At 49.3% G+C, this 14676-nt stretch carries 7 protein-coding genes; all 7 read right to left on the bottom strand.

Going from position 1 to position 14676, the window contains the following annotated elements:
* Nucleotides 1–57 precede the first annotated feature (57 nt).
* The 7 genes from OGH69_RS01310 to OGH69_RS01280 all read right to left on the bottom strand — a co-directional run bounded on the left by OGH69_RS01310 (nt 58) and on the right by OGH69_RS01280 (nt 14507).
* The gene (locus OGH69_RS01310; protein ID WP_265172630.1) at nt 58–2562 is read right to left on the bottom strand and encodes a glycoside hydrolase family 31 protein; all 2505 of its coding nucleotides are present in this window, start codon (nt 2560–2562) and stop codon (nt 58–60) included.
* Nucleotides 2559–4700, bottom strand: coding sequence for a glycoside hydrolase family 97 protein (locus tag OGH69_RS01305; protein ID WP_265172629.1), 2142 nt, complete (start codon nt 4698–4700; stop codon nt 2559–2561). The genes OGH69_RS01310 and OGH69_RS01305 overlap by 4 nt, the downstream gene beginning before the upstream one ends.
* An 88-nt stretch (nt 4701–4788) precedes the next feature.
* Nucleotides 4789–6540, bottom strand: coding sequence for an endo-dextranase (locus OGH69_RS01300; RefSeq protein ID WP_265172628.1), 1752 nt, complete (start codon nt 6538–6540; stop codon nt 4789–4791).
* Nucleotides 6540–7994, bottom strand: coding sequence for a SusE domain-containing protein (locus tag OGH69_RS01295; protein ID WP_265172627.1), 1455 nt, complete (start codon nt 7992–7994; stop codon nt 6540–6542). The genes OGH69_RS01300 and OGH69_RS01295 overlap by 1 nt, the downstream gene beginning before the upstream one ends.
* Before the next feature lie 12 nt (nt 7995–8006).
* Nucleotides 8007–9485: a RagB/SusD family nutrient uptake outer membrane protein gene (locus OGH69_RS01290; protein WP_265172626.1), complete on the bottom strand. Its 1479-nt coding sequence runs from the start codon at nt 9483–9485 to the stop codon at nt 8007–8009.
* A 12-nt stretch (nt 9486–9497) separates the two neighbouring features.
* Entirely contained in the window at nt 9498–12554 is a 3057-nt protein-coding gene (locus tag OGH69_RS01285; RefSeq protein ID WP_265172624.1) for a SusC/RagA family TonB-linked outer membrane protein, read from the bottom strand.
* A 273-nt stretch (nt 12555–12827) separates the two neighbouring features.
* Nucleotides 12828–14507 carry a DUF6377 domain-containing protein gene (locus OGH69_RS01280; RefSeq protein WP_265172623.1) on the bottom strand — a complete coding sequence of 560 codons (1680 nt, stop codon included), beginning with the start codon at nt 14505–14507 and terminating at the stop codon, nt 12828–12830.
* Nucleotides 14508–14676 lie beyond the last annotated feature (169 nt).

Raw genomic sequence — 14676 nt, 5'->3', positions numbered from 1 at the left:
CAGTAAACTTTCTTTCTTTTTATAAAAAACCGGGCTGCCCTTAGCAGCCCGGTCTCGTTATAATACTTTTATAACCGATTCCTTCCCTGTGTCGGGAATCTTAATTTCAATGACTCCCTCCTCTTCGTTCCAGTTCCATGCGGCATTAAAATCCGTATCAATGGCTTTGTGAAACTGCCCACCTTTTACTTTCTTTATTTTCGCCTCATTAACGGTTATCGTTTTAGGCTTTTTGCCTGTATGCACTTTCAGGATGAAATTTCGCTGTCCCGCCGGTTTGTAACCTTTGTCTTCACGGGCACTTACAGTAATTTCAATTCCCTCTTTAAGTGTCTTGGCCATAATAGCTGTCCTGCAGTAAATGTTCTTCTCATAATCCCTGTTTTCGCCTTCATCTTCATACAGGACAAAGGCTGCCTGCTGGTTTACCGTTGCCGGGAATACATCAAATGTAACAGGGTACACCGGTTTCTCGTGTATGTACTGCATTACCGGCATGGTCGGGATGATGCTTCCTTTCTTCACAAATACAGGTACTACCTCCAGCGGAGCATCAACAGTGATCCACTGCCCTCCCCTGTGAAGTGTTTTACCATCGTGGTAATTGATCCATTCGCCTTCCGGCAAATATACATCCTTGGTCACCGCTCCTTTTTCTACCACAGGGGCCACAAGCAATTCCTTACCGAACAGGAACTGCTCGTTCAGCTTAAAGGTTTCCCTGTCGTTCGGGTACTCAAAGAACAGTGCCCTCATTAGTGGCAGTCCTGTATCATGCGCTTCTCTGGCATAAGTGTAGATATAAGGAAAAAGTTTGTACTTCATCCCGATAACATTCCTCGAAATATCCTCTGCCTCCTGACCAAACAGCCATGGTTCCACGGCATTGCTGCCTTCATGGTGCGCACGGCTTAGCGGGGTAAAGATGCCAAACTGCATCCACCGCACATACAGCTCAGCCATGGCAGGATAGTCTTTTACTTCCCCGCAGTATCCCGAAATATCGGTTGTCCAGAATGGGATGATGCCCATGCCTGCCGACAGCCCCACCGGAATCTGGTTGGCCATCTGCTGCCAGCCATCCAGTACATTGTTGCCATTGCCGGAGTCTCCGCTCCAGCCAAAGGTATAGCGCTGCAATCCGGCATAGGCCGCGCGTGTCATCTGGAACACCCGCTTGTTGGGATTGCGCTTGTAAAATTGTTCGGTCACTACCTTATCCCATGTAAAGCCATATACATTATGTATTTCATCGTGCATGCCCAGGTGGTGCTTCATGTTCAGCCTGTCGGTTGCATCCTCGTTGCTCCAGGCCGGTTCGCCCATGTCGGTCCAAAATCCGCGTACACCATCGTCCAGCGGTTTTTGCTGGTACGTGCCCCACCAGTCGGCTACTTCGGGTTTCGTAAAGTCGACCACCCCGCAGTTGCCGCCCCAAGGCCAGGGCATGTCGTATGATTTACCTGTGCGGATATCCGTTGTAAAATAGCCTTTGGCTTCGGCTTCGTGCCATTGTTCTTTAGTAGCCTGCGAGATAACCGGATCCTGTGACACGATCATCTTAAAACCCATTTTGCCCAGGTCCTGCACCATGCCTTTGGGATTGGTATAGCGGTCTTTGCGCCATTCAAAATTCTGAAGCCCGTCGGTCCACCCAATGTCCTGGTAGATGATGTCGCAAGGAATGTTGCGTTTCCTGAACTCCGCCGCTATCTCCCTGGCCTGGTCCTCGCGGGTGTAATCGCCCCGGCACTGCGAAAAGCCCAGCGCCCATTTTGGCGGCATGATCGGTTTTCCGGTCAGGTCGATGTAGCGTTTGATGATCTCTTTGTAGTCGTTGCCATAAATAAAATAGTACACCATCTCCCCTTTCGGCGCTTCAAACGAATAGTAGTCGTTGCTATCGGTACCGAATTTGAATTCCGTTTTATAGGTATTGTCAAAAAACACCCCGTATCGGTTGCTGCTCATAAAGAACGGTATGCTCTTATAAAGCGGATCCTCATTAACCCCATAGCAGGGCTGATCGCTGTTCCACATTTTGTAACTGTTGCCCCTGCGGTTCAACGGGCCGGATTTTTCGCCCAGTCCAAAGAATTGTTCGTCGCCGCGCAGGTTTTTGTAGGCCGTAACCTTATCGCCGTTCTTCACAAAGCCGCGTTCGTTATAGTCACTGAACAGCAGCTTCTGGTATTTGTCGAATACCTGCAAATTAAACGGCGCCTTGTTTACGCGGATGCGCAGCGATGCCGTAAATATCTCATAAGCGGATGTTTCTTCCTTTACATTGATGGCTCCGGTCCAGCCAAGGTCTTCATTAATCACCGCAAAAGAGGGGTTGCTGCGGGTAAAGTTACCATTGGGTGCTACCCATATTTTGACCACCTCGCCACTGCAAAGCTGCAATTTTACCTTGCCATTCTCACAATTGAAGACAGCCTCATTGCCCGCAATGTTGTAGGACGAGCAGTTGCCCAGTGTTTTTTCGGCTATGGGTTTTTGCTGTGCAGTGGATAGCGCGGGCATCAGGCACAGGAACAGGAATGCTATTATATTTCTCATAATTTTTTCAATCCTTTAGAGTTGTCTTTAGTAGCTTCGATGATGCTTATGGCATACCCGCCGCCGGGCGCCACAAACTGCGACAGCTTCGATTTGCCTGTCACGATAACCTTCCTGATAACGTACGCCTGTGGGTTGGTTTTGTAATGTGCGTCTTCCGCATCAGCATAAATGGTGGCGACATACGTTTTGCCCTTTTCAAGGAAATCGAATGCAATATTCGACGTACGCGAACTATCCCCACCCACGCTGCCGAGGAACCAGTTTTTAGCCCCTTTGGCCCTGCGCGCTATGGTTATGTATTTGCCCGGTTCGGCTTCCAGGTATTTGCTTTCATCCCAATCCAGCGCTACGTCTTTGATAAATTGGAATGCATCCGGGAAACGGTCGTAATGCTCGGGGAGGTCGGCTGCCATTTGCAAAGGGCTGTAGAGTGTTACATACAGGGCGAGCTGGTTGGCAATCGTACTGTTGACGTGCGATTCATTATTGGGGCTGAACTTTTTGATGTCCATCTCGAATATGCCGGGCGTGTAGTCCATCGGGCCGCCAATGAGCCTTGTGAACGGCAGGAGGGTTACGTGGTTGGGCTTCGACCCGCCAAAGGCCTGGTATTCGGTGCCGCGGGCTGCTTCGTTGCCTATCAGGTTGGGCCATGTACGGGCAACACCCGTAGGGCGCACGGCCTCGTGGGCATTGACCATGATCTTGTACTCTGCGGCTTTCTCGATGGCATACTGGTAGTGGTTTACGATCCACTGGCTGTAATGGTTCTCGCCACGAGGCAGAATTGGGCCTACATAGCCGCTCTTCACGGCATCGTAGCCGTTGTCCTTCATGAACTGGTAGGCTTTGTCCATGTGGCGCTCATAGTTGCGCACCGAACCCGATGTTTCATGGTGCATGATCATCTTTACGCCTTTGGATTTTGCATAGTCCCTGATGCCTTTCAAATCAAAATCAGGGTATGGCGTTACAAAGTCAAACACATAATCTTTTGAGTTGCCAAACCAGTCCTCCCAGCCTTCGTTCCAGCCTTCTACCAGTACGGCATCAAAACCGTGTTTGGCGGCAAAGTCAATGTATCGTTTTACGTTGGCTGTGTTGGCGCCGTGCCTGCCGTTGGGTTTTGTTTTGGAATAATCCGTTGTGCCGAGCTGTACCGAAGGGAGGTCGTCGGTATAGGCCCACGAGCTTTTGCCGGCGATCATTTCCCACCATACGCCTACATACTTTACAGGCTTTATCCAGGAGGTGTCATCGATTTTGCAGGGATCGTTCAGATTGTAGGTAAGCCTTGAGGCGAGTATTTTCCTTGCGTCATCGCTCACGATAACCGTACGCCACGGGGTATGGCACGGCGCCTGCATGTAGCCTTTGTCGCCTTTTACATCGGGGGTGAGCCACGATTCGAATACCATGTTCTTATCGTCGAGGTTGAGGTGCATGCACGCGTAATCAATAAGCGCGGCTTCGTGCAGGTTGATGTACAGGCCTTCGGCGGTCTTCATCATGAGCGCAGTCTGGATGCCTGTGGGCGAAAATGAGGTTTGCGACAGATTGCTGGTAATCGACTTTGCCATTAGTGCCCTGATTTCCGAGAGTTTCGACTCCGTATAATCATACTCCTGCGTGTCGTAATCCCCTGCGATCCAGAATGCGGTGTGGTCGCCCGTCATGGCAAACTGCGTGCGTTCTTCTTTTATCACAAAATACGAGAGGTTCTTTTGTTGCGGGAATTCGTAGCGGAATCCCAAGCCATCATCGTACAGCCGGAAGCGGATCACCATCTGCCTGGCTGTGTTTTTTTGGTCCAGGGTCACGGCGAGCTCGTTATAATGGTTGCGAATGGCCGATTCCTCACCCCAAACAGGCTTCCAGGTCTCATCAAATGACGTGTTTTTTGTGCCGGAAACTATAAAATCATCCAACAGGGAATTTTTGTCATTTTTGAGCTCCAGGCCCAGCCTGCTCGTACTGATAACGGTTTTGCCTTTATACGTAAGGCTGTATGTGGGGGTTCCGCTTTCATTCACCTTAAAAGCCATCGCAAGGTTGCCGTCGGGCGATTTCAGGGTTTGCGCGGAGAGACCCGGGAGGGTAAGCAGGAGGCTTACCAGTACTAGTATTTTTTTCATTATGAGGTATTCTTTTTTAAAAATAAGCCCCCGCTGTGCGGCAGGGGCCATCAACAATTAACTAACCTAACGATTAATCAAACCAAACTTATTCTATCACGATCATTCCCCAGTATTTGAGGGACGGTACTTTTATGTTTACAGCATTGCCGTTTTGGGTAAATTCCAACGGTATGGCGGCACCACCTTTATAATCCGGCGAGGCATACCATATTTTAGTTACCGCACCGCCCGCCTGAATGTTCACCACTGCCTTTTCAATAGTGGCCGGGGTGTTTTGCGTGCCGTCGGTATCGCGCCAGTTCAGGGAATTGGCATTGGTAAAGTTCAGCAGGTGTATTACCTGCTTACTGCCTACCTGCTTACCTACCGCGGCCACTTTGCCCATTGATGGCGGCCAGCTGCCCAGGTTGAGCTTTCCGTCGCCGGTAGTAATGACAGGGCTATTGAAGGTTCCGCCATCACGTAAAAGGTTCTGGTACGCCACCATGAAATCATAGTACTCCACCAGGCTGGCTTTTAGCTCGGCGGTCATGCTCAGGTTTTTGTTCGGGAAGTATTCTTTTGCCAGCATGTGCTCCCCCAGCTCAAGGTGCGACCCTCCAAAGGCAAAGATCACGGCATCGGCCATCAAAACCCCCGGCGTGTTGAAAATCCCCTGGCTGTTGGCTTTGTTATAATTCACGTAGGCCGCCAGCACTGTATTTTTCCCTCCGCCATAGGCATTATTATTTTCCAGAATGGTTGTCAAATCTTTAAAACCTTCATTCGGCCCCCATACTTCGGTATAGAGAAAATCCAGCGGACCGTTCGCCATCTGCTCCTGCCCGTACTGGTTCACGGCATTGAATAAAAGCCTTTTATCAGGATGTGCGGCTTTCATGGCCGAGATAAACGTTGGATAGGCATTTTCAAGATTGGCCGATGACCCATCGTATTTGTACACATTGCCCCTGTCGCCCAACTGGTCAATGTGGTAGCCGTCAAAATTGAATACCTGGTACACATCGTCGTTCTTTTGCGCCAGGTACGACTGCCAGCCACTGTTTGCCGGATCCGTCAGGTAGATGTTGCTGATGAACGGCGGGCCCAGTTCGTGCCTGTCCTTCACATTGTGGCTGGCATCTTTATAAATGAACATCTGCGGGGTGATCTGTGACTGGTCGTAATCGTCCAGTACCCCGAAGGCAAGGTTGTAAAACATCGCCTTCATGTTCTTTTGGTGCGCCTTTGCAATGTAACCGTCCACGGTGCTTTTGTAGTTGCTGCGGTTCATAATATCGTTCCACATGGCCATCGGGTTTTCCGGCGTTCCGGCCAAAGGCTGGTGCTGGCGGTACATCCAGTCGTAAAACTGGATCCCGTTGATGTGGTACTTGTTCAGGTTATTGATAACACCCGCCATTTCGGCATCGTTCGTCTGGCCGTATTCCGAAAGGAAGCCGTAGCGCGGGAATTTCGCCCAGTCTGAAGACACATCGATACCCACAGTACCCACTATTTCCTCAGTGCCGTCTTCATGCCTTACAAATATCTCGGCCATGTACCCGCGGTAGTCCTGCGACGGCGGAGTCCATGTCCACGAGGTTCCCGCAAGCGGCGCCTCTTCGAGTATTTCACCCAGATGGCGGTAGCGTACAAAAGCATTATCGTAAGTTTTATCGGCAGTAAAGGCAACATTATCGCCCGGCTGGTAGGCCGCCTTATCGGTAGTCACCTCCATGGTGTTGGCCACAGCATCCGGGATATAGCTTATCGCGCCATCCTCATCGTCATTGCAGGCAATGGCTACCGCCAAAAAAGCGGCCAGCCACAGCCCTGTCATTTTTCTTTTTATCATTATTGTATGGTAAGTGTATTAGTAACAAGGTCGATGGTAATGGTGTGCGTACCAGCCTGGGCAGCGGTTACCAGCCATTTGTTATCGTCGCCTTCGCAATTGTCACGGTAATTAAAGTTGGTATTGGTAATGTTCTGGTTTGGCGTGGCGGCCACGATTTCTGTGCCCTCGCACCAGTTGGTGTTGAATTTGGTAAACTTCATTTCCCCTTCGGTAAGGTTGCCTGTCCAGGTGTAAATGCTGCCGTTTTTGGTCATAGGCGCCAGATTGCCCATGCTCCAGCCGTTTGGCGTGGCACTGCCTATAAGGTATACCTCAACCGGCTGGATTTTTATCACGTTGGTCGCGATGTTCAGCGTTATCTTGTATCGTCCTGCGGTCTGGGCAGTCACCTGCCACTTGTTGTCCACATCGCAACCTGAGTTTTGCTCCACCGTTGTAGCGGTCAGCACCTCGTTGTCTGTCAAGGGCCTGTACCACTGGCCACACCAGTCGCCCGTAGCGCCTGCCAGTATCTTAAAGTTGCCCGGAGTAAGCATCCCTTCGTAGGTAAATACAAAAGGGTTACTGGTTTGCGTAAATGCCGCGGGGGTATCAATGTTCCATCCGCTTTCAGAGGCATCGCCCACGATCCATAAATTATTGAATAATGGTAAATCCTGCTCCTGTATCGTGATGGTAAGGTCGAGTACATTCACCACGATCTCAAACATTCCGCCCGCTTCCATTTCCCATTGCAGGTCGTCTCCGCTGCCTCCTTCATTATATACCATTTTTCCGGCGTCCTGCGGGTCACGGGTATAAAAATCCTGGCACCAGCAGCCTTCCTGGCTCACGGCAAACTTAAACGTTCCCGAACTCATCTGCCCGCTGTAGCGGAATTCCATGGGGTTGGTTGACGATTGCACCAAAGGGATCGCATTGGCAATATCCCAACCTGCCGGTGTGGCGCTCCCTACAATATACAATGTAGAAGTCAGCAGCCTGTAGGGTGTAAACACCAAATCTACCGTAGAAGTCTGGTTGGCAACCGACTCATCACCAAACGTAGCGGTTATCCTTGCCTGCAAGGCAATGGGCGCACCCGGCTCTGCGGCAAATGTGGTCAGCAGGATGTTGTTCAGCGTTGCCACATTCAGGTCGAACGAAAATTTGTTCCTGCCAAAATCGTATTCAATCGGGTTGGAAAAACCATTCTCTGCCCTGTCAATCTCCAGTTTATACGATATCGATGCTCCTGTATTTTCATTGGTGCCTGTTGTCCAGGAAAAAGTAAAATTGTTCAGGTACATGCTGGGTTCCAGCACCATTTCATTGGCAGAGACTGACAATTGAAGTGGCCCGGCCTGAGGTATGTTCTCATTCAGTTCGTCGTCGCTACTACAGCCAAACACCAGCAATATTGCCAGGCACGACAGTAGTGACCAAAGCTTTATGTTTCTATTTTTTTTCATGATATATAGCTTTTAATATCCGGGATTCTGGGTTAAGTTAGGGTTCCTGTCGCGCTCTATCTGCGGTATCGGCAGCAGCAGGTGGTGTTCATCCGCATTGGTCTTCCCAATGGAGTGCAGGAAGTCGAGCCCGTACTGGCCGTTGTTCACCCTTATGAGGTCGAACCAGCGCTGGCCTTCAAACGCGAGCTCCAGCCTCCGCTCCTTCAGCACGGCATCCCTGAAAGCGGACTGGCTCAGCCCGGATTGTATATCGTCTAATCCCGCACGGTGGCGCACCTCATTAAGCGGCGCTTCCGCGGCGGCTGTCTGCCCCAGTTCGTTCAGTGCTTCCGCGCGCATCAGCAGCACATCGGCATAACGAAGCACCGGAAAGTTGAGGGGACTGTTGTCAAATGAGGAACTTACGCTAAGCGGCACCAGGAACTTGCGTACATTGTATCCTGTAAACGACCACGACGCGCTGTATTGCTGCCCGTCAAACGCGGGGCCGCCTTCATACAATACGGTTACATCTTTACGGTTATCGCCTGCTTCGTAATTGCTCATGAATTCCTGCGTAGGCTGATTCCACCCGTAGGCGCCTGCCACAAGCCCGGAGCTCCTCGGCCCCATAAAGGTACTTGCCCATGACGACTGGTTTTCGTTGCTCCAGAAATCATAGCCCGCATTGGCGGCATATTGCACCTCAAACAGCGATTCGTTGGAGTTCTCGGTCTCCGTCCTGAAGTTATCGGCATAGTTGGCATTAAGGCTGTAACCCATGCTTTGCAGCTGGGCGGTAAGGTTTACCACCTCCTGCCAGTTGCCCCGCGTAAGGTGTACTTTGGCAAGCATCCCCAGGGCAGTGCCTTTGGAGGCGCGTCCTTTGTCGGCATCGGCATAATCCTGCTTTACCGGGAGCAGCTCCGCGGCATTTTCAAGGTCGCTGATGATTTGGGCATACACCTCACCAGCAGGGGTACGTGAAGGGTACAGGTTGCTGCTTGAACTTTGCGGCTGTGTAATGAGCGGCACATCGCCAAAAAACCTTACCAGCACAAAGTAGTAATGTGCCCTGAGAAAGTAGGCTTCGCCCAGGCTACGGTTCTTTATGGTTTCATCTATGTTAAGCCCGGGCGCTACCGAAATCACGATATTCGAGCGTAGTATCCCCGGCCATGGCCCGCGCCACAGGTCGAGTACGCCTTCGTTGGCGCTGTTGGTCACAAAGTTAGCCAGGCTGGTGGTCTCAATGCCGTCCTCACCCCCGCCGGCACCCACAAGGCTGTTGCCTGCAAAAATGTCTGTAGTCCACATCCTCAGGTTGTACAGCTTTGGCCATTGCAAGGGCTGGTAGGCGCCGTTGACCAACGTGACAAGCTCTTCGGCATTGGTGGGGTAGTTGCCGGTATTTATGGTATCGGGCTGCGTTTTTTCTAAAAACTCGTCGCTGCACTGCACTAATGAAAGTGATAACAGGAGCAGTAAGCCTATTTTGGTAAATTTCATTTTCATATCTTTTTAAAATGCAACATTTAATCCCAGTGAGAATATACTTGTTACCGGATATACATTGTTATCAATCCCGTTTACCGATACTTCGGGGTCAAACCCTTTATAGTCGGTAATGGTGAATACGTTTTGTGCCGAGAAATATACCCTGGCTGATGAAAACACGTTTTTGAAGGTTTCCGACGGGAAGGTATATCCGAGGTTGATGTTCTTGAGCTTCAGGTACGAACCGTCTTCTACGAACCTGTCCGAAACCCTGGCGTTGCCGTTAGGGTCGCCATATACGGCACGCGGCATTGAGTTGCTTGTCCCTACGCCGGTCCAGCGGCCCAGCGTTTCGGTCGTTTGGTTGTTGATTACCGACATCGATTCGGTGTACATCCTGTTCGCGTTATAAATATCATTGCCAAATACGCCCTGGAAGAAAATGCTCAGGTCGAAATTTTTATAGGAAAAACTGTTATTGAGCGAGAAGGTAAAATCGGGATTCGGGTTGCCCAGATAGGTCCTGTCCTTATCATTGATGATTCCGTCGCTGTTCAGGTCCTTAAACCTGATGTCTCCGGGAGCCGTACTGGTTGCAGGGTTCGTTCCGGGCATCTGAACGGCGTGCGCATTCACGTCGGCCTGTGTCTGGAAAAGGCCGTCGGTTACGTAGCCGTAAAAAACATTTACCGGATAGCCCGCCTGTATGAGCGAAATGCTGCTGTTAAGGCCCGTACTACCTGTAATGATGGCCGTATCGCCATTGATGCTTTTCACCTCATTCTTATTATAGGAGAACACCACATCGGTAGACCACCGGAATTCGTTCACAAAGTTTTTGGTGGACAATGCCAGTTCGATACCCTTGTTCACGATTTTTCCCGCATTGATGGACGGCACATAGATGTCGGAATAACCCGACGTTACCGGCACAGACATCGGTACCAGCATATCATTGGTGTTCTTTACATAAGCATCCAGGGTAAGGTTGATGCGGCCATTGTAAAGCGATGCATCGATACCGGCATTAAACTGCTCCTGCCCTTCCCATTTCACGTTGGTATTCGGCAAAACCGTTGGAACAACCGCACTCACATAGCTGTTGTTGAAGTTATACATAACCGTGTTGTATGCCGATGAAAAAGCATAGTTGCCTATCTCCTGGTTGCCTGTTATACCATAACCCAGCCTAAGTTTCAGGTCGTTTATGGCAGTCACCTTTTCCATGAACTTTTCGCCCGATATCCTCCATGCAAGGGCTCCCGACGGGAACCATCCCCACTTATTGTTGCCGCCAAACCGTGAAGAACCGTCCCGCCTGATGGTCGCCGTAACATAATATTTTTCATCAAAATCATAATTTACCCTGCCTAAATAAGACATAATGGCCCACTCTGAAGCGTTGCCCCCCACTGTTGGCTGGAGCGTACCATTGTCGATTTGCTGGGTGTTATCGCTGGCAAAAGCCTGTATCGACCCGTTAAGGAAATTGTACTTGTTCTGCTGGGCGCTGCTGCCCGCAACGGCGTTCACGTGGTGCTTTCCAAAGTAGGCATCGTAGGTAACGGTGTTGTCCCAAAGCAATGTGATGCTGCGGTTGGCGCCTTCGGACAGGTAGGAATTGGCCTGCACGTCCGATCCCCATGAATATTTTGGCGACCAGGTGCGGTCGAACCAAAAGTTAGCCTCAACCCCTGCCAGCGATTTGAAGGTAAAGTTCTTAAGGAAGGTGATCTCGGTAAAAATGTTGCCCTGAAGGTTGTAGCCTTTTGTCGAGGTCTCCACCCTGTTGGCCTGGCCGATGGGGTTAAGTATATCCCCGGAGTACAACGGGTTGCCGGTTGGCCCGGTGTAGTTTCCGTTCTCATCGCGTATCGGCTGTGTCGGGTTGGCCAGCAAGGCATTTTGGATGTTGTAATCGCCCCGTTTTTTTATGTCGTGGTTAAGCTTGAGGCTGTTGCCAAATTTAATATGGTCGTTAAAACGGGTATCCGAATTGAACTGCACCACAAAACGCTCGTAGTCAGTACCGAGCACGATACCCTTTTGCTTAAAGTAGTTACCGGACACATAGAGGTTGGATTTCTCGCTTTTGTTGCCGTAAGACAGCGTATAGCTCGACATCATTTCGGGATTAAAGAGCGCCCCAACCCAGTCGGTACCCCTGGCCACGGCAGAAGGGTCTGCCCAGGCAGGGTTTGGCGTAAGGCCGGCATTGGCCAGCATTTCGTTATTCAGGGCGGCAAACTGCCTGCCGTTGAGCACTTCCACCATGTTAGCGGCGTTTTGTATGCCTGTAAAGGTGTCAAAGCTCAGGGTGCTGCCCTCCTGCCTGCTGCCCCTCTTAGTGGTTACAATCACCACACCGTTGGCGCCCCGGGCACCGTATATCGCGGTAGATGACGCGTCCTTGAGTACGCTTATCGACTCCACATCGTTCATGTTGATCTGGTTGAGGCCGCCGTTAAGGGGCATTCCGTCTACAACGATAAGGGGATTGTTGTTGGCAATGGTACCGGTACCGCGCACCCTGAAGGTCACGTTGCTGCCCGGCTCGCCCGAGCTGTATACCTGTACGCCTGCGGCACGGCCCTGTATGGCCTGGCCAAGGTCGGCAACAGGCTGGCTTCTCGTCTTGTTCAGGTCTACCGTCGAAACCGCGCCTGTAAGATCTTTTGCACGCGCCTTTCCGTAGCCTATCACAACCACGTCCTCTAAAGTCGTAATGTCGGGCACCAATTGTACCTCAACGGTGTCGCCATTAACTACCACCTGCTGCTGCAAAAATCCCATGTAGGATACCACCAAAACCGGTGAAGTGGAAGTGAGTGTAAGCGAGAATTTTCCGTCTGCATCGGTAATAGTGCTGTTGGATGTTCCCTGTTCCATAACCGATGCCCCCGGGAGGGGCTGGCGCTGGTCGTCGTATATCGTGCCCGAAACCTGTCGCTGGAAAATCATGGCCATGCCGCCCGGAGTGGCCGAAACATGGGTAGGGTTCCATAAACCTGTCAGCAAAAGGAGGCACAGTAAAAATCCTATCCGGGATCTTTCCGTACTGTCAATAATAGGTATTTTCATTTACTGTTTCTGAGTTTAAATTCGTGTTATCATTTGTTTTATGGGTGCTAGCATCACAAAGGAACAAAAATTAAAAAGCGGAAAGCAGTTATGAAAATCCCGTATAGAAAAATCAAGACATTTAGCAGCAAAAAATAATTAAAAAATACTGATTCACAACATCTTAATTTTACTATATCGTTTTAAATCGTATAGATTTTTTTGGAGCTATTTTCAACGAATTAAACATAAAATAACTATTATTTATATTTAAAAGATAATGTAGTGTAGTGGCTACTGCTTTATTGATGTATTCATTAAAAGTTTTTTGTCGAAGCCTTCATTTTCAATCTTTGACTTACTCCTTACCCTGGTCTTGTAAGAGTAGATCGAATTAACCGAATAACCCAGTATCTGCGCTATTTTTTCGTTGTGGGTAATACCGAGCCGCATCAGGGCAAATATTCGCAGTTCCTTATTTAATATCTGTCCTTCCTTCAGGGTAATTTGCTCTTCTTCACGCAGCAGGGCATTAAATTCGGCAATGTAGTTGGGAAAAAGGCTCACAAATGCTGTGTCGAAATTGTGTAGCAGCTTTTCCTTTTCCCTTTTAAGGTCATAGCGCGATACGCGGCTTTTTGCCCTGGCATAATTACCGGCATCTATTTCGGCCCCTATATTGGAAATGAACTCGTTAAACTTCTCAAAAATGTCGTCGTATTGGGTAAAAAAGAACCCAAGGTACTCTTCCTTGATCTTATTGGCCTCAAACAACTGGCTGTTAATCTGCTGTATTTCTTCGTTACGTGCCCTCACCTGCCCGTTGACCTTTACAAGCTCATTATTTATCTTTTCCAGATCGCTGTGGGCAGCGGCTATGATTTTCCTGGCTTTTTTAATTCGCCTGTTCTGAATGAATACAAGCACAAGAAAACAAATCACGATTATCGAAAATATTATAGCCCCAATGTACTGTATGTATAATCTTTTGCGCTCCCTCTCACTGTTTTCAACGATTTCCTGCTCTATCAGCGGGAGTATCGCCCCCACCTGAAGCTTGCGCTGCTGTGCGCCGTAAAACTGGGCATCTTCATAGGCTTTTGTAATTATCGCTGAGGCTTCCTTGAGTTTCTTGTCCTTAAAAAGCAGTTCAGAAAGGCGTATTAATGCCAGGGATTCTTTGGTAGATACCTGTACGTCGCTAATGGCAGCCTTGGTATAGTAGCTTATGGCAAGCCTTACGTCTCCCATTTCATTATATATTTCCCCCAGCATGTAGTTTACCAGTGCCCTGTCCCGGTCGCCAATGGTAGTCTCCAGCAAACCCAGGAAAGCATCTTTGGCCTGCATTGACTTACCATCTTTATAGGAATTGAATGCTTTAAGAAATGAATTGAAAAATGTTCCATCATCAGTCAATTCCAACGCCTTGATTCTGTTTTGGCGGGCAAGGAGATTATATTTGCTGCTAAATAAAGGTATGGTACTGTATTCAGCCATGTCGCTGTAACAACGCCCAAGCAATCCGTAATAAAGCGAACCATTGTCCCCTGTAATATCCTCCGGATTAACAGATGACAGGTAATCAATGCCCTCCTTATACATTCCGGCAGAGACACAAATATTAGCGAGATTCAGATATGACTTTACAATTAAGGAAGGGTCTGCGGTCCTTTCGGCAACCTGTTTCGTCCTCAGCGCGTAGGTAAACGCCGAATCGCGCTTAAAGACACTGTATTGATCAAAAAGGTGTTGGCTAACAGCGAATTGACCGGCATAATTGTTCTTTGGCAACCCTTTTAAAACGCTTTTCAGGCTGTCTATTATTTCGTTTTTTTTGGCGTCATGCCTGCCGGAATCATCAATGGCCCTGAAAAGCCTGTCAAGCTCCCCGGCTTCCTGGCCGTTTGCCTGCAAGGATGCAACGAGTAGCAGGATCAGTAAGATAAAACTATGTTTAATAGGGTTGCCCATATAGTGCACATATTTATTGACCGCTTCAAAGATACAAATGAGTCCCGCGACACGGCAAAATAAATCAATTACCTATTGTCAGCGATGTCCTGCAGCTCACAAAATTACATCCCAAAAACCCATTTTAACACATTTCACAAAAAATAAGCATTAAAAATTATATTTTATC

Source organism: Flavobacterium sp. MFBS3-15 (assembly GCF_026107645.2).
Classification (GTDB): Bacteria; Bacteroidota; Bacteroidia; order Flavobacteriales; family Flavobacteriaceae; genus Flavobacterium.
Note: the sequence above shows the minus strand (reverse complement) of the source record. Positions and strands in the feature narration are given on the sequence as shown.